Origin of the sequence: Hymenobacter sp. B1770, assembly GCF_049896385.1 — a bacterium.
GTDB lineage: Bacteria > Bacteroidota > Bacteroidia > Cytophagales > Hymenobacteraceae > Hymenobacter.
Genome location: NZ_JAFCUF010000006.1, coordinates 244,851 through 268,293, shown reverse-complemented (window position 1 = coordinate 268,293; position 23,443 = coordinate 244,851). Strand labels below are relative to the sequence as shown.

Below are 23,443 nucleotides of genomic sequence, written 5' to 3'. Positions count from 1 at the left end.
CCGGCCCGAACCTTCGCCCGAGACTGCTTGTTTTCAAGCTACATCGGCCCAACCCGTTTTGCGTGTATTATTCCCGACGCGGGGCTATTTGAATTTTTTACTACGTTTATTGGCATGGAAGCTAAATTCTCAAACCGCGTCAAAGAGGTTATTTCCCTCAGTCGGGAAGAGGCCATCCGTCTCGGCCACGACTATATTGGTACCGAGCACTTGCTGCTCGGCATGATTCGCGAGGCAGAGGGTACGGCCCTTGGCCTGCTGCGCAAGCTGGGCGTGAGCATCGACGAGCTTAAGTTCTCGTTGGAGCAGGCCACGCGCAACACCGCGACCCAGGGCACCAGCATCACCGGCTCGATTCCGCTCACGAAGCAGACCGAGAAAGTGTTGAAAATAACCTATTTGGAGGCTAAAATCTTCAAATCCGAAATCATCGGCACCGAACACCTGCTGTTGTCTATTCTGCGGGACGAAGACAACATATCTTCTCAAATTCTTTCCAAGTTTAACGTGAACTACGAAACTGTGCGCGACTCGCTGGACTACCACGGTAACGCCTCGCCGAGCCCCAAAGCCGGCCCAGATACCGACGACGACGATAACGACAAGCTGTTCGGCTCGTCGGGCCCCGGTGGGCGCGGCAGCGCCGGTAGTGCAGCTGCCAAGAAGCCCGGCGAAAAATCGCGCACCCCGGTGCTTGATAACTTCGGCCGCGACCTCACCAAGCTGGCCGAAGACGACAAGCTCGACCCTATTGTAGGCCGCGAAAAAGAAATTGAGCGTGTGGCCCAAATCCTGAGCCGCCGCAAAAAGAACAACCCCATTCTCATTGGTGAGCCCGGTGTAGGTAAAACGGCTATCGCTGAAGGCCTCGCCCTGCGCATCATTCAGAAGAAAGTAAGCCGCGTGCTGTTCAACAAGCGCGTAGTGACTCTCGATTTGGCTTCGCTGGTGGCTGGCACCAAGTACCGCGGCCAGTTTGAGGAGCGCATGAAGGCCGTGATGAACGAGCTGGAGAAGTCGCCCGACGTGATTCTGTTCATTGACGAGCTGCACACCATCGTGGGCGCCGGCGGTGCTTCGGGCTCGCTCGACGCTTCCAACATGTTCAAGCCAGCTTTGGCCCGCGGCGAGATTCAATGCATCGGCGCCACAACGCTGGACGAGTACCGTCAGTACATCGAGAAAGACGGCGCCTTGGCCCGTCGTTTCCAGATGGTGATGGTAGACCCCACCACGCCCGAGGAAACCATCGAAATCCTGCACAACATCAAGGACAAGTATCAGGACCACCACCACGTGGTGTACACCGATAAAGCTATTGAGCAGTGCGTGATGCTATCGGACCGCTACATGTCTGACCGTTTCCTGCCGGACAAGGCCATCGACATTCTCGACGAGGCCGGTGCCCGCGTTCACATCAACAACATCGTGGTGCCCGAGGATATTCTCACGCTCGAAGAGCAGATTGAGAACATTAAAGGCGAGAAGAACCGCGTGGTAAAATCGCAGAAATACGAGGAAGCCGCCAAGCTCCGCGACACTGAGAAGAAGCTACTGGACCAACTCGAAACCGCTAAGAAGAGCTGGGAAGAGGAAACCAAGAAGAAGCGCTACACGGTGAAAGAGGAGAACGTGGCCGAGGTTATCGCCATGATGACCGGCATTCCCGTTTCGCGCGTGGCCCAGAACGAAAGCCAGAAGCTGCTCAATATGAACGAGGAGCTGCAGGGCAAAGTGATTGGCCAGGACAAAGCCATCAAGCAGTTGGTAAAAGCTATTCAGCGCACCCGCGTAGGCTTGAAGGACCCCAAGAAGCCCATTGGCTCGTTCGTGTTCCTCGGCCCGACGGGTGTGGGTAAGACGGAGTTGGCTAAGGTGCTTGCCACTTATCTCTTCGACAAGGAAGATGCGCTAGTGCGCGTCGACATGTCGGAGTACATGGAGAAGTTCAGCGTATCGCGCCTGGTGGGCGCGCCTCCCGGCTACGTGGGCTACGAAGAGGGCGGCCAGCTGACGGAGAAAATTCGCCGCAAGCCGTACTCCGTTATCCTGCTCGACGAGATTGAGAAGGCTCACCCAGACGTGTACAACCTGCTTCTGCAGGTACTGGACGACGGTATCTTGACCGACGGCCTCGGCCGCAAGGTGGACTTCCGGAACACCATCATCATCATGACCTCGAACATTGGGGCACGTGACCTGCAGGATTTCGGCGCCGGCATCGGCTTCGGCACCAAGGCCCGGCAGGAGAACATGGACGAGTTGACCAAGGGCACCATCACCAACGCCCTGAAGAAAACCTTCTCGCCCGAGTTCCTGAACCGTTTGGATGACGTCATTGTCTTCAACTCGCTCGACAAGAAGGACATTCACCGCATCATCGACATCAGCCTCAGCAAGCTCCTCTCGCGGGTGCAGGCCCTGGGCTACCGTGTCGAGCTGACCGACGCTGCCAAGGATTATGTGGCAGATAAAGGCTACGACCCGAAATATGGTGCTCGCCCGCTGAACCGCGCCATCCAGAAGTATATCGAAGACCCGATTGCTGAGGAAATCCTGAAAGCGCAAGTGGTGCATGGCGACGTCATCACCGCCGACTACGCCGAAGGTGCAGAAGAGCTGACTTTTGCTGTGAGCAAGAGCGGCGAAGCCCAGAACCTTGCGAGTGACGAGCGCCCGGCCGACAAACCCGAAGCGCCTGACACGGACTCGAAGAAGTAATTAGGTAAGAGGTAACGAAAACGGCTGGTTTCCATAAAGGAATCAGCCGTTTTTATTATATCCGATATCATCACCCTACGGCTTATCAAAACTGCATATTCCTGGTCACTCAAACTTACCTTGCCGCTCTTGATTCCGATTGTTGGACTTGCCCAACAATTAGAAAAAGCGTCCCCATACAACAAAGCCCTTCTTGAAGCCGACCAAGAAACTGACAAGGCCTACGGAACATCAAAAGGCATTCACACTTTTACCCCGCAGGTGCGTGGAGTAAGCGGAGCCGGAGGCACCGTGTACTGGGTTGCTGCCGATGGCAAATCGCTCTCAGCCTATCAGAATGGCCAGCTGCAATGGAAGGCCGACATAGCAAAAGCTTTTCAAAAGCTTATTGGCCAGACCGAAATTCAAAAACTGGCCCTGAGTTCCGAAGTGCTTTTCCTATTCACAGCGAAAAAAGGACATGCAGAAATAAACCGGAAAACTGGAGAGATTTCGGCGGTTGGATATTATCTGTAGTAGAGTCATCTGCCTCATCCCGTAAGCCGGTTCCAGGAATGGAGCTGGCTTTTTTGTTGCCTATCTATTACCTTGAGTCTTGGTTTTGACCAATTTTAATCGATTTGAAACAATTCTAATTCTTATCATGAATTTTCTGCACAAGGCAATCTTGGCTGGAGTTAGTATGGCCCTGTTTAGTGGTGGCGCATTGGCGCAATTGGCTCCGGTAGCGCCAATAAAGCCCAAAGTATTCATAAATTTTGGCGTCACGCGCACCGACAACTACTACTGGCTAAACCAACCCACCAATGCTGAAGTGCTAAAGTACCTCAACGCGGAAAATGCTTATTTTGATAAGCAGATGGCTGGCGCGCAGGCTACGAAAAAGAAGCTTGTGGCTGAAATCAAAGGCCGCATAAAGCAAGAAGATGCGTCGGTACCGTATCGAGACAATGGTTATTACTACTACACCCGCTTCGAGTTCGGCAGCGAGTACCCCATTTATTGCCGCAAGAAGGGCAGCACCATTGAATCGGAAGAAGTGCTGCTGAATGGGGATGAGATGGGCACGGGCCGCCCCTACTTCCAGATTGGCGACTGGGCCGTGAGCGACAACAACCAGTTTCTGGCTTTTACGGCCGATACGGTGAGCCGGCGCCTCTACACGCTAAGGTTTAAGAACCTGCTCACTGGCCAACTCTTTCCGGAGCGCATTGCCAATACCGGGGGTGAAGTGGTGTGGGCCGCCGACAACAAAACGGTCTTCTACACCAAAAAAGATGTGGCCACCCTGCTGCCATACCAAGTGTACCGGCACACAGTGGGCACCGACCCCAAAACTGATGCCGTGGTGTATGAGGAGCACGACAACACGTTCAACGTGCGAGTGAGCCGCTCGAAGTCGCGGAAGTTCGTTGCCATCGAGTTGGCCAGTTCGCTGTCATCAGAATACCGCTACGTCGATGCCGTGACCCCAAAGGCTAAGTTTAACACGTTTTTACGCCGGGAGAAAGACCACCTCTACCATGTAGAGCACCTGGGCGACAAATTCTACGTGCGCACCAACTGGGAGGCGCCCAACTACCGGCTGATGGTGACGCCCATAACCAACACTGCTAAGACCGCCTGGCGTGACGCCATTACCCGCCACCCCGAGATTTTTCTTGACAACTTCACACTGTTCCGCGAGTACTTGGTACTGAATGAGCGCAAGGGCGGTCTGCGCCAACTACATGTAGTGAGCTTCAAAGACAAGCAGGAGCATTACCTACCGTTTGAGGAGCCGGCCTACACGGCCACCATCGGCACCAATGTGGAGCAGGACACTCCCTTGCTTCGCTACAACTATACCTCGCTGACGACGCCGGCGTCCATATTTGAGTACGACATGGGCACGCGCACCAGCACGCTGCTGAAGGAACAACCGGTGCTGGGAGGCTTCAACAAGCGCGACTACGTGACGGAGCGCATTTTCGTAAAGTCGCGCGATAATGTATTCATCCCCATGTCCTTGGTATACAAGAAAGGCACCAAGCTAGACGGCACAGCGCCGCTGCTGCAATACGCTTACGGCTCCTACGGCTCTTCGCAGGACCCCACCTTCAGCGCCGCTCGCCTGAGCCTACTGAACCAAGGTTTCATCTACGCACTGTGCAACATCCGCGGGGGGCAGGAAATGGGCCGCCAGTGGTTTGAAAACGGCCGCATGCTGAACAAGAAGAACAGCTTCAATGACTTTATCGACTGCTCACTCTACCTCACCAAGCCTCAGGAAGCCACGTTAGCTGGCAACAAAACCAAGCAGCAGTACACCGCCACCGATAAGCTCTTTGCCATGGGCGGCAGCGCGGGCGGCCTGCTCATGGGCGCCGTGCTGAACATGCGCCCCGACCTTTACAAGGGTGTGATTGCCGCCGTGCCGTTCGTCGATGTGGTCACGACCATGTCAGACCCTACCATCCCTCTCACCACCAGCGAATACGACCAGTGGGGCAACCCTGCCGATGAAGATTACTTTAACTACATGCTCTCGTATTCGCCCTACGACAACGTGAAGGCCCAGGCTTACCCCAACATTCTGGTTACGACCGGCCTCTACGACTCGCAGGTACAGTACTACGAGCCGGCGAAGTGGGTGGCCAAGCTGCGCGCCCTAAAAACCGATAAAAACCAATTGCTGCTGCACACCGACATGAGCGCCGGGCATGGCGGGGCGTCGGGCCGCTTTAAGTCCATCGACGACACGGCACGGCAGTACGCGTTTATGCTTATGCTGCTGGGCAAGAACCTGTAAGCAGTTCTATCGGCACAAATGCCTGTTACTATCCAAGAACGTCATGCGGAGCTTGCCGAAGCATCTCTACCACGAGAGTAAATCTTTTAGTCACGCGGTAAAGATGCTTCGGCAAGCTCCGCATGACGTTCCGTGTTTATCAGCTGGACGTTTGTTCTTTTGATTATTACCCTTTCAGAATAACGCGGCCATAATCTACCCGTAACCTACCTTTGGCCTCCCACTCTGCGCTTCATTCCCACCAGCGCGCTTACCCTCACTTATGCCCGACCCGCACGCTCACGCCCACCTGTCTAAAACCGAACTGCTGGCCCGCAAAAACGAAGAAGCTCTGCTCGGCGGCGGCCAGGCCCGCATCGATTCCCAACACAAAAAAGGCAAGCTCACCGCCCGCGAACGCATCGACCTGCTGATGGACGAAGGCTCGTTTGAAGAAATTGGCAAGTTTGTGATGCACCGGGCCAAGGACTTCGGCCTCGACAAAGAGCACTACCTCGGCGATGGCGTAGTAACGGGCTACGGCACCGTAAATGGCCGCTTGGTGTACGTTTTCTCCCAGGACTTCACGGTTTTTGGCGGCTCGTTGAGCGAAACGCACGCCGAGAAAATCGTTAAAATCATGGACTTGGCCATGAAGAACGGCGCGCCCGTTATTGGCCTGAACGACTCGGGCGGAGCCCGTATTCAGGAAGGCGTGGTGAGCCTCGGCGGCTACGCCGACATCTTCTACAAAAACACCCTCGCCTCGGGCGTGGTGCCGCAGCTGTCGGCCATCATGGGGCCATGCGCGGGCGGCGCGGTGTACTCGCCGGCCATCACCGACTTTATTCTGATGGTGGAACACACGAGCTACATGTTCGTGACTGGCCCCAACGTGGTGAAGACTGTGACCCATGAGGAAGTTACGAGTGAGGAGCTCGGCGGTGCCAGCACTCACTCGGCCAAAAGTGGGGTTACGCACTTTAGCTGCGCCAATGAAGTGGCCTGTATCACGCACATCAAGCAGCTGCTGAGCTACATGCCGCAGAACTGCGAAGAAACGGCCCCTGCTCAGCCTTACGAAGCCAGCGGCGACGAAAGTCGTCCCGCGCTCGACCGGTTGATTCCGGACAATGCCAACCAGCCCTACGATATCCGCGAGGTAATCGAAGGCATCATCGACACCAACTCTTTCCTCGAGGTTCATCAGAACTTTGCCGAAAACATTGTTGTGGGCTTTGCCCGTTTGGCAGGTCGCAGCATCGGCATTGTGGGCAACCAGCCGGCCGTTTTGGCGGGCGTACTCGACATTAACGCCAGCACCAAAGCGGCGCGCTTCGTGCGTTTCTGTGACTGCTTCAACATTCCGCTGCTGGTGCTTGAAGACGTACCCGGCTTCCTGCCCGGCACCGACCAGGAGTGGCGCGGCATCATCACCAATGGTGCCAAGCTGCTGTACGCTTTCTGCGAAGCCACCGTGCCGCGCATCACGGTCATTACCCGCAAAGCGTATGGCGGGGCCTACGACGTGATGAACTCCAAGCACATCGGCGCCGATATGAACTATGCTTGGCCCACCGCCGAAATCGCTGTGATGGGTGCCAAGGGCGCCGCCGAAATTATTTTCAAGCGCGAAATCGCCACTGCCGACGACCCTGCGGCCAAATTGCAGGAGAAAGTAGACGAGTATCAGGAAAAATTTGCTACTCCCTACCGCGCCGCACACCGGGGCTTCGTAGATGAAGTAATTCTGCCCTCACAAACCCGGCAGAAGCTCATTCGTGCTTTCAAAATGCTTGAAAACAAAGTGGACGTACTGCCGCGCAAAAAGCACGGCAACATTCCGCTCTAAAATCGTTTGTTATGCTGACGCAGGAAGCATCTTCTCACGGCTGCCTTCGTTCAACTTACTATTTCCCGCAGCGCAGACGTGATTATGATTCTTCGCTGCGCTCAGAATGACAGTTACTATGCGTCCCGAGTCCTTCGAATTCCTCCAGACCTACCTCAACAACCCCTCCCCTACCGGCTTTGAGAAAGAAGGCCAAAAGCTGTGGCTGGAATACATCAAGCCATATATCGACGAGTATTTCGTGGATACTTACGGCACTGTAGTAGGCGTGATTAATCCAGATGCGAAATACAAGGTCGTCATCGAAGCCCACGCCGATGAGATTTCTTACTTCGTGAATTATATCACCAAGGAAGGCTACATCTACGTGCGCAAGAACGGCGGCTCCGACCCCTTGGTAGCACCCAGCAAACGCGTTAATATTTTCGGCGAGAAAGGCATTGTGAAGGCCGTGTTTGGCTGGCCGGCCATCCACGTGCGCAAGCCTGACCAGGACAAAGCGCCCACCATTGAAACCGTGTTTCTGGACTGCGGCGCCAGCAACCGAGACGAGGTAGAAGAGCTTGGCATCCACGTTGGCTCCGTCGTCACGTTCGAAGACGAGTTTTCGGTGATGAACGAGAAGTTATACGTAGGCCGGGCGCTTGACAACCGCATGGGCGGCTTCATGATTGCCGAAGTAGCCCGCATGCTGAAAGAGAACGACCAAAAACTGCCCTTTGGCTTGTATATCGCAAATGCCGTGCAGGAGGAAGTCGGCCTGCGAGGAGCCGAAATGGTGGCCGAACGCATCAAGCCCGACGTGGCCATCGTGACGGACGTGACGCATGACAGCCAGGCGCCGATGTATGAGAAAAAGACTTCCGGCGACATTGCCTGCGGCAAAGGTCCGGTGGTCACCTACGGCCCGGCTGTGCAAAACAACCTGCGCGAGCTCATCATCGACACGGCCAAGATGCGCGACATACCGTTCCAGCGCGCCTCCGCGACCCGGGCTACCGGCACCGACACCGATGCCTTCGCCTATTCCGGCGCGGGCGTGGCCTCGGCCCTGATTTCGCTGCCGCTGAAGTACATGCACACCACTGTAGAAACCGTGCACCGCGACGACGTAGACAACGTAATTCGCCTGATTTACGAAACGTTGCTCCGCATAGAAGACGGACACGACTTCCGCTATTTTAACTAGGGTTCCTTTCGAAACTTACTGGTCTGATTACTATCAGGCCCTTCTTACACCGGACTACTTAACCCGGAGGTGAGAGGGGCCTTTAGTGTTATAAGACCAACCTGTGATAACTCTCCATGGACTTGCCTCCGATTTCGGTCCTGCCGCTTACCGTAACCGACCAAATGGGGCGGCGCGTGGCGGTGCCTTTTCCCCCGCAGCGTATTGTGTCCTTGGTGCCCTCGCAAACTGAGCTGTTGTTTGATTTAGGGCTAGGTGACAAAGTGGTTGGGTTAACCAAGTTTTGCATTCATCCTGCCGAAGCCCGGAAAGGAGCTACAGTCATTGGGGGCACCAAGAACTTTGATTTCGAGAAAATAGCGGCGTTAAAACCGGACCTAATTATCGGTAACAAAGAGGAGAATTATCAAGCCGGCATTGAGGAACTGGCAACTCAGTACCCCGTGTGGTTGAGCGACATTAGCACGCTGCCAGAAGCCCTCGACATGATTCGGAGGGTTGGCTTCATTGTTGGGGCTAAAGACAAGGCGGTGGCACTAGCGGCGGAAATTGAAGCCTGTTTTTCGATGCTAGCCTCTCCTGAAGCAACAGTACCCGTGGCCTACTTTATCTGGAGGAAGCCCTACATGGTAGCCGCCACCGGCACATTTATCAATGACCTGCTGCACCGCGCCGGCTTCAGCAATGTCTTCGCCGGCCTGACGCGCTACCCGGAAGTAAGCGCCGAGCAAGTGGCCGCTGCTGGCCCCCAGCGCATTTTTCTATCATCCGAGCCGTACCCGTTTGGAGAGAAACACATTGCTGAATTTCAGCAGCTCTGCCCCAGCGCGAGGATTGAAGTGGTCGACGGCGAACTATTCAGCTGGTATGGCAGCCGACTACGGGAGTCGGCTGCTTATTTCACACAGCTTCGCTAATCAGAAAACCGCTATTGGCCAGCTCTTTCCAAAACTGAGGATAAGATTTTTTCACTACCCCGGGCGACTCAATGGTGAGGTCCCCCAGCATCGCCAGCGGGGCGAAAGCCATGGCCATGCGGTGGTCATGGTAGGTAGCAACCGATTGGTTGTTGACTATGAATCCGCTTGACTCAGCCCGGAAGCGTCCCTCGCCCAGGTCGCGCAGGTCGCCGCCAAACTTGGCCAGCTCCGTTTGCAGCGCCGCAATGCGGTCAGTTTCCTTAATGCGCAGGCTTTCCAGACCGGTCATTTCCACGGGCAGGCCCCGAGCGGCAGCTACCACGGCAACGGTTTGCGCCAAGTCCGGGCAGTCAGTAAAGTCAAAGGCCAATGACTTTGATGCTTCGCCAACCAACTGCTGCCTGAGGTGAATGCCATCTGGCAAAAACGTGGTTTCCACGCCAAAATGGGTCATCATGCCCACAATGGCCTGGTCGCCCTGCAACGACTGCTCTCGCAACCACGGCAACGTAATTTCAGAGCCGGCAGGCGCCAAGGCTACCAGCGAGTACCAGTAGCTGGCCGCCGACCAGTCAGATTCCACCGTGTAGTCAGTGGGTCGATAAGCGCTGGGGCGCACCACGTAGGTGTCGGCTTCGGCCGTATAATCAGCCCCGAACAGCTGCATGAGCGCCACCGTCATGTTGATGTAGGGGCGCGAGCCAACGTGGCCGGTGAGCTGCAAGCGCAGCCCACCCGGTAGCCGCGGGCCCACCATCAGCAGCGCCGAGATATACTGGCTGCTAATATCGCCGCGCACGGCTAGCGTCGTGGGTTCGGCCACGTCGGGGGCAGCGGCAAAACCAGCCAGTTCCAGCGGCGGATAGCCCTCGTGGTTGAGGTAACTGATGCTCGCACCGGCTTGGCGCAGCGCATCGACCAGTACGGCAATGGGGCGCTCCTGCATCCGGGCGGTGCCCGTGAGTTGGCCGCGCCAGTTCGTAACGCTGAGGTAAGCTGTGAGGAAGCGCATGACGGTGCCGGCATCCTCGGCATCGAGTGCGTCGGTGCCGGGCGCAGCGGCCAGCAGGCGACGCATGAGCTGGGTATCGTGGGCGTCGGAGAGGTTGCCTAGCGTGCCGCCACCGGCCAGGGCCTGCAGAATAAGGGCGCGGTTGGCTTCGCTTTTGGAAGCTGGAAGTTGGGCGGTGCCGCGGAGCGGGCCACCAAGCCAGGATAAGTGCATAAAGAAGTATAGCGCCTACTTGAGCTGACGCCTTAGTGAATTAGCGGTGAAATTTACTGACGGGCGCAACTGAAAGCGCGCTACAACCGGTGGTAGTACCGCAATGATTCGGCAATTTCGTCTACGGTCACGGGCTGGTCAAATACACCGTTGCCAATGCCGTTGAGCAAGGTGCAATTGATGGTGCTGCCCGAATTTTTCTTGTCCTGCAGCGCTAGCTCGGCAATGGCTGCGGTCTCCAGACTCACAAACGTCAGTTTGTCGAATACCGAGAACACGAACGTTTCGATTTTGTCTAACTCGTCGGCGCTCAGCAGGCCGCGCTGCACCGACAGCCAGCTTTCGCAGACCAAGCCCGCGGCTACGGCCTCGCCGTGCAGGGCTTCGCGGCCGGGCTGGGTCAGCAGGTGGCTTTCCAGCGCGTGGCCCACGGTATGGCCGAAGTTAAGCAGCTTGCGCGGGCCGCTTTCCAGAGGGTCCTGGGCCACGATGCGCTGCTTGAGCGCCACCGACTCGCGGATGATGCTGGTCCAGTCGTCGGTGAGCCAGCCCAGGCGCCGATGCTGATTGAAGGCGTCGGCATCGGCAATTAGCCAATGCTTGAGCACTTCGGCATAGCCCGACTTTAGCTGCCGCGGGTCGAGCGTTTGCAGAAACTGCGGCTCGATAAACACAGCAGCCGGCGCCTGAAACACGCCCAGCTGGTTTTTGTAGCCCTGAAAATCGACGCCGGTTTTGCCACCCACACTGGCATCTACCTGTGCCAGCAGTGTGGTGGGCACCTGCACAAAGCGAATGCCGCGCTTGTATAGCGCCGCCGCAAAGCCGCCCAGGTCGGTAACCACGCCCCCGCCAATATTCACCAGCACGGCGTGGCGGTCGGCGCGCTCCTCGGTGAGCGTAGCCCATACGATGGCACTGCTTTCCAGTGTTTTATATTCTTCGCCGGCCGGAATCTGAATGAGGCAATAATCCGCGGGCAGGTGTTTCTCCAGCAGGGGCAAACACAGGCGGGAAGTGTTACTATCGGCCAGCACAAACACGCGGGTCACGGCCGGGCGATACAGCAGCTCGGCGAGCGCCGGCAGGGCTTCGGGCCCGATTAAAACAGAACTATCCATGGCACAAAAGTCAGCAGAAATTTTTGCGGGTGGCTATTTTCCCGAGCAACCTTCTAGCGGTGTGGCAGGTCATGCGACTATAAAAGCTGTATTTGTACTTCAAGCTCTGCCGTCATGCCACGCTCATACCCTCGGGCACGCCACCTTTTTCTACTCGTTGCGGGGCTTTATTTAGGGGCCTGTTCCAAAGCGCCGGTTTCACCCGAAGCTGCCAAAGCAGAGCTGCTGGTCGGGCATTGGGAGCTCACCCAAACTGACGGCGGGCCAACGGGCGGCCTCCAGCCCGCCGCGCCTGCCGAAAAGCATGAGCTTGTCTTCACCAGCAACAAGGCCACGTTCATACGCAATGGAGTAGCCACGGCCTCATCAACGTACTCTCTGTTTCAAGCGAATTCCTACGTTAATCGCTGCCCCCAAACCTTCCTGGCTTACGGCCGCCGGAGCGGGCAGGAAAAAGAGTTTATCGAGCGAATCAGCCCGACTGAGCTGGTCATCGTGGAAGATTATGCCAATGGCCTCGGCTACTACTATACGCGCCGCTAATTCCATTTTTTCGTTTCTAATCATGCCACGCTCCCTCCGTCCCTATCTGCTTAGCCTGTTGGCGTCGGGCAGCATGCTCACCGGCTGCGAAAAAGAATCGGACTCTTTATCCGGCTTGGCAGGCACCTGGAAACTCACCAACCGGGAGTGCTTCTGCGTGCCGGCCCCGGTACCCAACGAGACGGCGACATTTACCAACAGCGAATTTTCCTTTTACAAGGAAGGTCAGCTATCAGCGAGCGGCACTTACGCCTTTACTGAAGGCAAAACCTGCGGGGGCTCAACCCTTATACCCGTGGCTCGCCTGACTTACGCCACTCTCAATAATCCGCCGACAGATGTGGTTGTGACGGTAGCTGGCAATACGCTGGTGCTGGACTACGGCATTGCCTGCGATGCCCCGCGAGAAACCTACAAGCGCACGAGTACGAAGCAATAATCTGCTGTTTCCCCAGGTTCCAGCCACCAGAGTTCCCATGAAACGACTTCTTACCCACTTCCTATTGCTTGCAGTAGTGACCCTTGGGCTGATAAGCTGCAAAAAGGACGCAGACCTTGCCACTGGGCTGGTCGGCACCTGGAAACTTACCAGCCGCGAGGAATGCTATTGCCCTGCCGGGCAAGTGTACGATGAGACGGTCGCCTTTACAGCCACCAGCTTCACGTTTGTGAGGGATGGCCTGATTGTTAGGCAGGGAACCTATGCGCAGGCTACGGCGGCAGCGTGTGGCACCACCGCCCTGATTCCGGTACTAGCCTTCACTGACGTTGTTAATCAGTCGCTAAGAAATGTTCCCTTCGCGCTCAATAATCAAAAGCTAGTGCTGGACTACCGCAACCGTTGTATCTCCGACTCTCCGGTTGACACCTACCAACGCGTGCCCTAAAACGCTCGGCCTACAAGCCGGGCCCCAAATGTGTAGGCCCATCCACGGGGCGGCCATTGAGCACTTCGGTTTGCTTGCGAATGCTCTCGATGTGAATCAACTTGTAGAGTTCGCCCACAAATTTCTCGTTAATGTGCAGCCGAGAAGCCCATTCCTGGCGTGTTTTGAAAATCTCCTGCCAGCGGTCGAGCTGGAGAATCTTTACGTTGTTTTCCTTTTTGTATTCGGCCAGCTCTTCTACCAACGCCATGCGGCGGGCCAGGGCCTCCACTATTTCGCGGTCGGCCACGTCCATTTTCTGGCGTAGCTCCTCGGCGTGGTTCAAGAATTCTTCCGAGCTCTCGGAAGCCTTGCGACGGTACTGCAGCGCATCGAGAATTTCGCCCAGGCGCACGGGCGTCACCTGCTGTTCGGCGTCGCTTAGGGCGTGGTCGGGGTCGGGGTGCGATTCGATGATGAGGCCATCGTAGTCCAGGTCCAGAGCTTTTTGGGCGATGGGTAGCAGCAGGTCGCGGCGGCCGCCAATGTGGCTGGGGTCGCAGATAAGCGGAATGTGCGGAAAGCGGGTTTTCAGCTCGATGGGCAGAATCCAGGTGGGCGCGTTGCGGTAGCGGCTGGGCGCAAACGTGCTGAACCCGCGGTGGATGGCCGCCAAGTCGGTAATGCCGGCCCGCTCCATACGCTCCAGCGCTCCGGCCCAGAGGGCAACGTCGGGGTTCACGGGGTTCTTCACCATCACGGGCACGCCGGTACCGGCCAGGGCATCGGCCAGTTCCTGCACCGCAAACGGGTTCACCGTCGTCCGCGCCCCAATCCAAAGCACGTCGATGCCGTGGCGCAGGGCCTGTTCTACGTGGCGCGGAGTGGCCACCTCAACGGTGGTGGGAATGCCGGTTTCGGCCTTCACACGCTGCAGCCAAGGCAGCGCAGCGGCTCCCATGCCTTCAAAAGACCCCGGCCGGGTGCGGGGCTTCCAGATACCCGCCCGAAACAAATCGATTTTTCCCAGGGCCTTCAGGCCGTGGGCCGTAGCCATTACCTGCTCCTCGGTTTCGGCTGAGCACGGGCCCGCAATGAGAAGGGGCTGACCTTTCGTGGCCAACATTCTGGTAAAGAACGTATCAGTAACTGGGAGCATTTTTTGATAGGCAACAAATGAGGGCGCGTTCCTGGCTCGTGCCGAAAAGCGCAGCAAACGTAACTCGTTTCCTCGAAACGTTGTTTACCGGTTACCTTCGCCCGCCTTATTGGTTTCGCCCCATTCCCACCCACCAGCTGTTTCTTATGTCGCCCGCTTCCCCCACTCAGGCCCCGCCCATTTCCTTCGAAGACACCCGCGTGGCTTTTGCTTCCAAGTCCGACGCCCAACTTCGTAAAGTCTACGCCTTGTTTGCGGCCATGAACAACGGAACGCTGGTGAAAACCGGCAGCGGTCTGATGAAATCGGCCCTGAAGTGGGGCCTGCCCGGCACCAAGTTCCTCATCAAGCACTCCATCTTCGAGCAGTTCTGCGGCGGCGAAACCATTGCCGAATGCCGCTCCGTTACCGAAGAGCTGGGCAAATACAACATCGGCACCATCCTCGACTATTCGGTGGAAGGCGAAGGCAGCGACCGCAGCTACGACCACACCCGCGACGAAATCCTGGCCACCATCGACGAGGCCCACCGCTCCAGGCACATACCCTTTTCGGTATTCAAAGTCACGGGCGTGGCCAACGTGGCCATTCTCGAGAAAATCCAGGCCGGCAAGCTCCTCACCGCCGAGGAAGAAGCCTCGCACGCCCGCGCCGTGGCCCGCGTCGATGCTCTATGTGCCCGGGCCCACCAGCACGGCGTGCGCCTGTTTGTCGATGCCGAGGAAAGCTGGTTTCAGCACACCATCGACCTGCTGACCTACGAGATGATGGCCAAGTACAACCGCGAAACGGCCATCGTCTGGAATACCTACCAACTCTACCGCCACGACCGACTCGACGCGCTCAAAGCCGCCCACGACACCGCCGTGGAAGCTGGCTACTTTATAGGAGCCAAGCTCGTGCGCGGTGCTTACATGGAGAAAGAGGCCCGGGTAGCCAAGCAGCGCGGCCACGAAAACCCCATCAACCCCACCAAGAACGCCACCGATGCACTGTACGACGAGTCGCTGCACTACTGCATCGACCACATCGACCGCATCAGCATTTGCGCCGGAACGCACAACGAAGCCAGTTCGCTGCTGCTCACCCAGCTCATGCAGCAAGCCGGCCTGGCCCCCAACGACCCCCGGGTATGGTTTGCCCAGCTTTACGGCATGAGCGATAACCTCACCTACAACCTCGCCAATGCCGGCTACAACACCGCCAAGTACCTCCCCTACGGGCCTGTAGCCGCTGTGATGCCCTACCTCCTGCGCCGAGCCGACGAAAATACCGCCATTGCCGGCCAGAGCAGCCGTGAGTTTCTGCTCATTCAGAAAGAAATCCGGCGCCGCCAAGGTCGGTAATTCGAACTTGCTTCGGGTATAGACAAAAAGTTAACCAAGTATTCAAAAAAGGATAATGCTTGCGGTCAGCAAGGCATTATCCTTCTCTTGGTTTATGATAATTTCTTTGTCAATTACCAAGGATTTGACATCCTCTTTTAAAGGCTAATTAATCAACAAACAAGCCCTAGCCGCCGCCCTTTTCGATTTAGGAACGATTCTGGCACGGCATCTACCAAGAGGGAATGAATTATCCGGTCGGTGCAGCGCCTTCTAACGGTGCCTTCCCGTTTAATTTCACTACTTTTCAGCCCCCAAAACGGTTTTCGTTCATTTGATGCCCCGCTATGATTGGTCGCATACGCACTTATTTAATTCGCTATTCCCGTCAACAATCCGGAACAGTAAGCTACCTCACCTTGGTGCAGGAAGCTGAACTGGGGCTAAATCTGGAAATTTCACACGAAAAGTCTCGTCTAAACGAGATGCTGGCTGAAATCTCCATGAGTGAGTACGAAGAGGGCCGTCCGCCCCTCAGCTGCCTCGTCAAAGTGCAAGGTTCCAAAGGCCAAGGTGATAACTTTTATAAGCTGTGCGAGAAGATGGGCATGGGCGAGTGGCGCTCCCTTAAGCAAAACGAAGAGTTTCTGAAAGACCTCATTAGCGAATGCCGGGAGTTCTGGCGCGACGAAGCCAATTTTCAGAACTTTGCTTAATCCGGCTCCTCTGACCTTCAGAGTGCCATAGGCTCAAATTATAGCTTTTAGCTAATGTTTCGGGTGCGGAGTGAAAAGCTGGAAAACAAATAGGATGTAACCTCTACTGCGGTGGTCCCGTTAAGGAACTCAACTAACCGCTAGGTTGGCTATCCTTTCCACTTTACCACTTCTTTCACCATGAATACCAACGATCCAAACAACCCGCAGAATACCGGTACTGGCGCAGGCGCAAACTTCGGCACCCGTGCCACAGGCACCGGTCTGGGCAACAGCGTCGGCTCTAGTAACGAAGGCACCAGCTACAACGCTGGCACCGGCAACGACAGCGGCTTGGGTACATCTACGAATTCCGGCGCTTCGCTCGGCAACAATCCTGTAAACTCGGTTGAAGGCGACGACTTCAGCGCAACTTCTAAAGGTGCTGCTATGGCTGGCACCCCCGGTGCAGTAGTAGGCCGCGGCATTGATGGCATCCAAAATACCGCCGACCATGCTGCCCACGCCGCCACCGGCCAGCCTTATGACTCGAGCCGTGGCACGAACATGAGCGGTATGTTCCGCGACCGTGACAGCGCTGAACGCGCTTACCAGTCGCTCTCTTCGCGTGGCTACTCTAAAGACGACGTGAACGTACTCATGTCGGATGATACCCGCAAAACCCACTTTGGTGACGATAGCGCCCACACTGAGCTTGGCGATAAAGCCATGGAAGGTGCTGGTGTAGGTTCGGCCATTGGCGGCACGGCTGGTGCTATAATTGGCGCCATCGCAGCCATTGGCACTTCGGTTGCGCTGCCCGGCTTGGGCCTTGTTATCGCTGGCCCGCTGGCCGCCGCTTTGGCTGGTGCCGGTGCTGGTGGCCTCACGGGTGGCCTTGTAGGCGCCTTGGTAGGCTCGGGCATCCCTGAGGAGCACGCTGCCGAGTACGAAAAAGGCATCAAAGAAGGCGGCATCGTGATGGGCGTGAAGCCCCGCAACGAAGAAGATGCTCGCTACTTCGAAGAGGAGTTCCGTCGCCACAACGGCGACAAAATTTACAAGTACTAGTCTTGTTCCCAGGCTTCGGCCTTATAACTGAAAAAAGCCTTCCTCATTCGGGGAAGGCTTTTTTATTGCAACTTCTCCCTCCCCAAACTGGTCTGTATAACGAGAGTAGCAACGGCTCACATATTCGGGCACTTATTTCACCCCCTGGGGCGTTTTTAACGTAAGGATTAAGCTCCTTGAAGTGCTTGCCGCGCTCCGTACATTTGATTTTTATACCTGTTTTATATTCTTGCTAATGTCTTTCCCACGCTTGAAAGTCGGCTTGTATGCCTTTTTGGTGGCAGCCGTGTTTGTTCTGGCATCCTATCGGCTCATGCGCCGGGCTGACTCGGCAGTGCCGAGCAAAGGCCAGGTGCTGATTGGCACCATGCTACAGGGCCTTACCCAGGCCCATTACCAGCCCGAAAAGATTGACGATAACTTCTCCAAGCGTGTCTTTGACCTTTATCTGAAGCACCTCGATTACCGCAAGCAGTTCCTGCTGGCCACCGACGTGGACCAGCTCCGCCGTTACCAGACCGAAATTGACGACCAAGTAAAACGGGGTTCCAGCGAATTTCTGGACCTCAGCACCAAGCTGATTACGGAACGCACTAAGGAAATGCAGAGCCTCTACCGGGAGATTCTGGCCAAGCCTTTTGACTTCACGGTGGAGGAAACATTCCAGACCGACTTTGAAAAAGCGCCATTTCCAGTCAATAAGGTGGCCCAGCGCGAAATGTGGCGCAAGCTGCTGAAGTACGAAACCCTCAGCCGGATGTCGGAAATGATAGAGGCGCAGGAAAAAGCTAAAGAGGCCAAGCTCAGCGCGGCCACCGCTGCCCCTAGTGCCGCTAACCCTGAGGCCCCCACGGCCGCTGAGCCCGTGCGCACGCCCGCTCAAATGGAGGCCGAGGCTCGCAAGCGCGTGCTGAAGTACTACGACGACCAGTTTACCGACCTGAGCGAGACCGACGCTAATGAACGGCTGGCCACCTATGCCAACACCATTGCCAACACCTACGACCCCCACACCGAGTACTTCGCGCCCAAAGCCAAGGAAGATTTCGATTACGAAATGACCGGCCGCTTCGAGGGCATCGGCGCCACGCTGCGCGAGAAGGACGGCCTGATTTACGTTGATGAAATCATTCCCGGCTCGGCTTCGTCGCGCCAGGGCGACCTTAAAAAGGGCGATGCCATTATTCGGGTTGCACAGGGTATGGCGGAGCCCGTCAGTATTGAAGGCTGGCGTACGGCCAAGGCTGTGACCCTAATCCGCGGCAAAAAAGGCTCAGAGGTACGCCTCACGGTAAAAAAACCCGACGGCAGCACGAAGGTGATTCCCATCATCCGCGACGTGGTAGTGGTCGATGAGAAGTACGCGCAGTCTTCTATTATTACCGATAAGGGCCAGAAAATTGGCTACCTGCGCCTGCCTGGGTTCTATGCCGACTTCAACGACAACGGTGGCCGCAGCTCGTCGGATGATGTGAAGAAGGAGCTGGCCAAGCTCAACGCCGAAGGCGTAAAGGGTGTGATTTTCGACCTACGCTTCAACGGTGGCGGCTCGCTTACCGATGCCGTGTCGATGGCTGGCCTGTTTATGGAAAGCGGCCCCATGGTGCAGGTGCGCGACGGCCAGGGCCGCACGCAGGTGCTTACCGACAACGACCCCCGCGTGCAGTACAACGGCCCGCTGGTGGTGCTGGTGAACAAATACAGCGCCTCGGCCTCCGAGATTTTGGCTGCTGCTGTGCAGGACTACCGCCGCGGCGTGGTGATGGGCTCGACCAGCACCTACGGCAAAGGCACTGTGCAGCGCATCTTCGACCTCGACGAAGCGCTGCCGGCTGAGTTGAACAGCGTGAAGCCCATCGGTTCGCTCAAACTCACTACTCAGAAATTCTACCGCGTAAACGGCGGCTCGACCCAATTCAAGGGCGTGATGTCAGACATCGTAATTCCGGACCTGTATTCCTACCTCGACCAAGGCGAAAAGGAGATGGACTACCCCTTGAAGTGGGACGAAATTCAGCCGGCTCGCTTCCGCCCCTGGAACAACCCGCCGGCCATCGACAAGCTGCGCGCTAACAGCAAGGCCCGCGTGGCCAACAACCCCAGCTTTAAAGTGATGGAGGAAATGGTGAAAAGCATGCGCAAGCGCAAGGACGAAACCACTGTTTCGCTTAAGCTCAGTACCTACCGCGCAGAGCAGCAGCAGGCCAAGGCCATTTCGGACCGCTATGAGGCGGCCCAGAAAACGGCTACTGGTCTCGCTTTCTCTCCCCTGGCCGCCGATGTGCGCGCCGTGGGCGGCGACACCGTGAAAGTGAACCGCGCCTCGCGCTACACCAAGGCCCTCAAGAAGGACATTACAATCGGTGAGGCCGTGGCAGTGATTCAAGATGAGATAAAATAGGTTGCTTAAGGCTTTGCAGTCAGCTTCTGGCTGATTGAGCTTTCAAGCCGAACTTGTTACAAAAAGTCCCCGCACCAGTAGGTGCGGGGACTTTTTTTGGCACTTTTTTGGCATGACAACTAAATTAGTAAATAGACTCCGATTAGAATGATTGTTGTTTTTCACAATTAGCATTATAAACAGTTGATTTACAATACAGTTATTGTTAGTAAAAATTGACAAGAAAGTTAGTAATTAGGCAACTAAAAACATGCCTTGAGCTGTTTACTAATCATGAAGACTACAGAGGAAACCCGCATTATCCCGTTCAACCCGCAGGTGGAATCCAGCGGCGACGAGCAGCAGCAGAAGCTAGCTGACGAAACTTGGCGCAAGTCTATTCCGGCGCAGGTTTTCCTTAACTACTTCTTTGCTATTAACTATCACATTCAAGAGAACGACGACGTGCTCGGCGGTCTCCAGAACTTACCCTTTTTCCGCAGCCACACGGCCGAGCTGAACGACGCCGACGTGGCTGCGCTCACTAAGCTCCTGCACACCAGCTGGAGTACGGAGTATGCCCTGCGTGCTACGGCCGAGTTGGGCGACGATAACTTCCTGCGTAACGCCCTGCACTGGACGTTCCCGCAAGCGTACCACGCCATTCTATCGGGCCTACAGGCGTTCCTGTATACCACAGGGGTGCGTAGCAACAACAGCCAGTTGGTGCGCCGCGAGGTGGGCCGCTTGGTGGTGAAGAATGCCTACCCGCGTCCGGTGTCATTCTACGCGGCCGGTTCTTACGGCGACTTTAGCATTCACCGCTTGCCACTGGCGGGCTACAAGGCCGGGCTGCACATTGCCAGCAAGGAAATTGATGCCCAAGCTCAAATTGGCCAGTTCCTGCGCACCACGCGCAAGATGAAGGCACAGTGGACCCGCGCGCAAGTGCAGGCTAACCCGAATACGGCCATCCGCAGCCAGAAGACGGGCCGCCCCCTCGACAAGTGGACGGCAGCTCATTGGCAGCAGATTACTTGGCGCCTGGGCTACACCACCATCTTCGACCTGCTGGGCCGCCTGCGCATTTCGCAGACCAGCCGCGAGATTGAGCGCTACGTGGAGGCCGACATCGACTTCCGTCTGTTCCATGCCTCGCTGCTCAACATCGTGAGCTACCTCAACGGGGTGCACGAGACCTACGTGGCCAAGGCCCTGAGCTTGGAGCGCTACCGCCAGCTGGTGGCCGAGCTGCCTGTGCATTTGCAGGCAGGCTTTGTGGAGGACCGCCTGCACACCCGCGTTGAGCCGGTGCTGGCGCCCACGCCGCCCACGGCCCCTGCTATTGCCGCCGATGCTCCGCAGTACCGCATGGCTGCCTAAGCTGAGGGATTCAATGGATTGGGACGGATTATTTAGGGCCCCTCCTATCATTGAATCGTTATTTTTGTTACAAAGCCGTTCCGGTTTCGGGGCGGCTTTTTTCGTGCCGTACTTTTGCGGTTCATTCAACTATCAACACGCCCTCGCGGCTTACACCACCAGACAACACAACTCGCGGACCGGAACCACCAATAATTCCTACTCGTCCGTTGAAGTCTGTTAAATCTGTGGTCCAATCTTTATGCAGCACCTCAGCGAACAGGAAATACAGCGCCGCCAAAAACTCGAAGAACTGGAAAAGCTGGGCATTGAAGCGTACCCGTCGGAACTGTTCGACGTGACGTTTTATGCCAAGGAGATTCACGACAACTACCACCCCGAGCTGAACAACTTCCAGGAAGTGACGCTGGCTGGCCGGCTGATGTCGTCGCGGGTGATGGGCAAGGCCTCCTTTGCTGAGCTGATGGACACTTCGGGCCGCATTCAGCTGTATGTGAACCGCGACGAAATCTGCTCGGGCGAAGACAAGACCCTGTACAACGTTGTGTTCAAGAAGCTGCTCGACTTGGGCGACTTTATTGGCGTGAAAGGCCGCGTATTTAAGACGCAGGTGGGCGAAACGTCCATCCACGTCACGGAGCTGAAGCTGCTGGCCAAGGCGCTGCGCCCGCTGCCTATCGTGAAGGAGAAAGTAGACGAGGCCACCGGGGAGAAAGTGACCTACGACGCCTTCACCGACCCCGAGCAGCGCTACCGCCAGCGCTACGTGGACCTAGTGGTGAACCCCAGCGTGCGCGACACCTTCATCAAGCGCACCCAGCTGGTGCAGTCGATGCGGAATTTCCTCAACGACAAAGGCTATCTGGAAGTGGAGACGCCGATTCTGCAGCCATTGTACGGCGGCGCGGCAGCCCGGCCCTTCAAGACGCACCACAACACGCTCGACATGGAGCTGTACTTGCGCATTGCCAACGAGTTGTATTTGAAGCGCCTCATCGTGGGCGGCTTCGATGGCGTGTACGAGTTCAGCAAGGACTTCCGCAACGAAGGCATGTCGCGCTTCCACAACCCCGAGTTCACCCAGATGGAGCTCTACGTGGCCTACAAGGACTACGCCTGGATGATGGACCTGGTGGAAGAAATGGTGGAGCGCGTGGCTACCACGCTGCACGGCCAGACGGAAGTGCAGGTGGGCAACAACCTCATCAACTTCCAGCGCCCCTGGCAGCGCTACACCATGTTCGAGGCCATTGAGAAGTACACGGGGAAGGCCATAGGCGAGATGGATGAGGCGCAGCTGCGCGAAACCGCCCACGAGCTGAACGTGCACCTGGACCCCAGCATGGGCAAAGCCAAAATCATCGACGAAATCTTTGGTGAGCACGTGGAGCCCAAGCTGATTCAGCCCACCTTCATCACCGATTACCCAGTAGAGATGTCGCCGCTGGCTAAGAAGCACCGCGACCGTCCCGGCATGGTAGAGCGGTTTGAGGCCATCTGCAACGGCAAGGAAATCTGCAACGCTTTCTCGGAGCTCAATGACCCCATCGACCAGCGCAAACGCTTCGAAGACCAGCTGGAGCTAGGCAAGCGCGGCGACACTGAAGCCATGGTGCTCGACGAGGACTTCCTGCGCGCCCTGGAATACGGCATGCCGCCCACGGCCGGCCTGGGCATCGGCATCGACCGCCTAAGCATGATTATGACCAACTCGCACTCTATTCAGGATGTGCTGTTCTTCCCGCAGATGAAGCCGGAAAACGTGCAGCAGGCTAAGCAGGAGAAGGAGGGCGAGAAGTAGTAGCTTAATACTCAATCCTCTGTCATCCTAAGCCTGCGAAGGACCTTATCATGTTTGAACGACTTGCCATAACGTGATAAGGTCCTTCGCAGGCTCAGGATGACAGACGTGTAACAAGCGTATAAACTGAGTTGAACTTAGAACGCTTAAACCTTTAAATCGAAAAGCCCCACACGAAATGTCGTGCGGGGCTTTTCTTTTACAATCGTCTTACCCTTCAAACCGCTGTTGTTGCCAGAAGCTTGCGATGGACACGTCTGATTTTACTACTGAATTTTTTAACCTAATTCAACAGAAGCTCCTACAGTCGGCAATTTTACTGGAAACACGTTTCGGCCTTCTTTCAAGGCGATTATGTGTGATTTTACGGGACGAAAGCGGGCAGGTTACGCTTGCGATAAAAATGCCAAAATTATGTTTCT

General features: G+C 56.3%; 18 protein-coding genes. 15 read left to right on the top strand and 3 right to left on the bottom strand.

The window, feature by feature from the left end; genetic code table 11:
• Positions 1–114: 114 nt before the first annotated feature.
• The 6 genes from ACP7AJ_RS14105 to ACP7AJ_RS14080 all read left to right on the top strand — a co-directional run bounded on the left by ACP7AJ_RS14105 (position 115) and on the right by ACP7AJ_RS14080 (position 9,449).
• Positions 115–2,721, top strand: coding sequence for an ATP-dependent Clp protease ATP-binding subunit (locus tag ACP7AJ_RS14105; protein WP_426060850.1), 2,607 nt, complete (start codon positions 115–117; stop codon positions 2,719–2,721).
• Between the two features lie 129 nt (positions 2,722–2,850).
• A complete protein-coding gene (locus ACP7AJ_RS14100) occupies positions 2,851–3,237 on the top strand; it encodes a hypothetical protein (protein ID WP_426060849.1) in 387 nt (128 codons plus the stop codon).
• A 166-nt stretch (positions 3,238–3,403) separates the two neighbouring features.
• Positions 3,404–5,512 (top strand): S9 family peptidase, encoded by a 2,109-nt coding sequence (locus ACP7AJ_RS14095; RefSeq protein ID WP_426060848.1) that lies wholly within the window; start codon positions 3,404–3,406, stop codon positions 5,510–5,512.
• Positions 5,513–5,774: 262 nt separating this feature from the next.
• A complete protein-coding gene (locus ACP7AJ_RS14090; protein WP_426060847.1) occupies positions 5,775–7,343 on the top strand; it encodes an acyl-CoA carboxylase subunit beta in 1,569 nt (522 codons plus the stop codon).
• A 118-nt stretch (positions 7,344–7,461) separates the two neighbouring features.
• A complete protein-coding gene (locus tag ACP7AJ_RS14085; protein ID WP_426060846.1) occupies positions 7,462–8,532 on the top strand; it encodes a M42 family metallopeptidase in 1,071 nt (356 codons plus the stop codon).
• 116 nt (positions 8,533–8,648) lie between these two features.
• Complete coding sequence (locus ACP7AJ_RS14080) at positions 8,649–9,449, top strand: ABC transporter substrate-binding protein (RefSeq protein WP_426060845.1); 801 nt, start codon at positions 8,649–8,651, stop codon at positions 9,447–9,449.
• Here the strand turns inward: ACP7AJ_RS14080 and ACP7AJ_RS14075 are convergent.
• Together ACP7AJ_RS14075 and aroB are read right to left on the bottom strand one after the other, a co-directional pair.
• Positions 9,433–10,677, bottom strand: a complete 1,245-nt coding sequence (locus ACP7AJ_RS14075; RefSeq protein ID WP_426060844.1) for a 3-phosphoshikimate 1-carboxyvinyltransferase — start codon at positions 10,675–10,677, stop codon at positions 9,433–9,435. The two genes, ACP7AJ_RS14080 and ACP7AJ_RS14075, sit on opposite strands and share 17 nt — an antisense overlap.
• Before the next feature lie 80 nt (positions 10,678–10,757).
• Entirely contained in the window at positions 10,758–11,798 is a 1,041-nt protein-coding gene (aroB, locus tag ACP7AJ_RS14070) for a 3-dehydroquinate synthase (protein WP_426060843.1), read from the bottom strand.
• A 114-nt stretch (positions 11,799–11,912) separates the two neighbouring features.
• Between aroB and ACP7AJ_RS14065 the strand changes: the two genes are divergently transcribed.
• Genes ACP7AJ_RS14065 through ACP7AJ_RS14055 form a run of 3 tightly spaced genes read left to right on the top strand, consistent with a single transcriptional unit; the run spans position 11,913 to position 13,228 of the window.
• Positions 11,913–12,341 carry a hypothetical protein gene (locus ACP7AJ_RS14065; RefSeq protein WP_426060842.1) on the top strand — a complete coding sequence of 143 codons (429 nt, stop codon included), beginning with the start codon at positions 11,913–11,915 and terminating at the stop codon, positions 12,339–12,341.
• A 22-nt stretch (positions 12,342–12,363) separates the two neighbouring features.
• Positions 12,364–12,780: a hypothetical protein gene (locus ACP7AJ_RS14060; RefSeq protein ID WP_426060841.1), complete on the top strand. Its 417-nt coding sequence runs from the start codon at positions 12,364–12,366 to the stop codon at positions 12,778–12,780.
• A gap of 37 nt (positions 12,781–12,817) precedes the next feature.
• Positions 12,818–13,228 carry a hypothetical protein gene (locus tag ACP7AJ_RS14055; RefSeq protein ID WP_426060840.1) on the top strand — a complete coding sequence of 137 codons (411 nt, stop codon included), beginning with the start codon at positions 12,818–12,820 and terminating at the stop codon, positions 13,226–13,228.
• A 10-nt stretch (positions 13,229–13,238) separates the two neighbouring features.
• Here ACP7AJ_RS14055 and ACP7AJ_RS14050 read toward each other — a convergent pair whose 3' ends face one another.
• Positions 13,239–14,333 (bottom strand): chorismate mutase, encoded by a 1,095-nt coding sequence (locus tag ACP7AJ_RS14050; RefSeq protein ID WP_426060839.1) that lies wholly within the window; start codon positions 14,331–14,333, stop codon positions 13,239–13,241.
• 179 nt (positions 14,334–14,512) lie between these two features.
• On the opposite strand from ACP7AJ_RS14050, the gene ACP7AJ_RS14045 reads away from it, so the two are divergent.
• The 6 genes from ACP7AJ_RS14045 to lysS all read left to right on the top strand — a co-directional run bounded on the left by ACP7AJ_RS14045 (position 14,513) and on the right by lysS (position 23,021).
• Positions 14,513–15,712 (top strand): proline dehydrogenase family protein, encoded by a 1,200-nt coding sequence (locus ACP7AJ_RS14045; protein WP_426060838.1) that lies wholly within the window; start codon positions 14,513–14,515, stop codon positions 15,710–15,712.
• 326 nt (positions 15,713–16,038) lie between these two features.
• Positions 16,039–16,407 carry a hypothetical protein gene (locus ACP7AJ_RS14040; protein ID WP_426060837.1) on the top strand — a complete coding sequence of 123 codons (369 nt, stop codon included), beginning with the start codon at positions 16,039–16,041 and terminating at the stop codon, positions 16,405–16,407.
• A gap of 555 nt (positions 16,408–16,962) precedes the next feature.
• Positions 16,963–17,457 carry a hypothetical protein gene (locus ACP7AJ_RS14035; protein ID WP_426060938.1) on the top strand — a complete coding sequence of 165 codons (495 nt, stop codon included), beginning with the start codon at positions 16,963–16,965 and terminating at the stop codon, positions 17,455–17,457.
• Positions 17,458–17,692: 235 nt separating this feature from the next.
• Positions 17,693–19,858 (top strand): carboxy terminal-processing peptidase, encoded by a 2,166-nt coding sequence (locus ACP7AJ_RS14030; RefSeq protein ID WP_426060836.1) that lies wholly within the window; start codon positions 17,693–17,695, stop codon positions 19,856–19,858.
• A 273-nt stretch (positions 19,859–20,131) separates the two neighbouring features.
• Positions 20,132–21,220, top strand: coding sequence for a hypothetical protein (locus ACP7AJ_RS14025; protein ID WP_426060835.1), 1,089 nt, complete (start codon positions 20,132–20,134; stop codon positions 21,218–21,220).
• Positions 21,221–21,461: 241 nt separating this feature from the next.
• Positions 21,462–23,021, top strand: coding sequence for a lysine--tRNA ligase (lysS, locus tag ACP7AJ_RS14020; protein ID WP_426060834.1), 1,560 nt, complete (start codon positions 21,462–21,464; stop codon positions 23,019–23,021).
• The last annotated feature ends 422 nt before the right edge of the window (positions 23,022–23,443 follow it).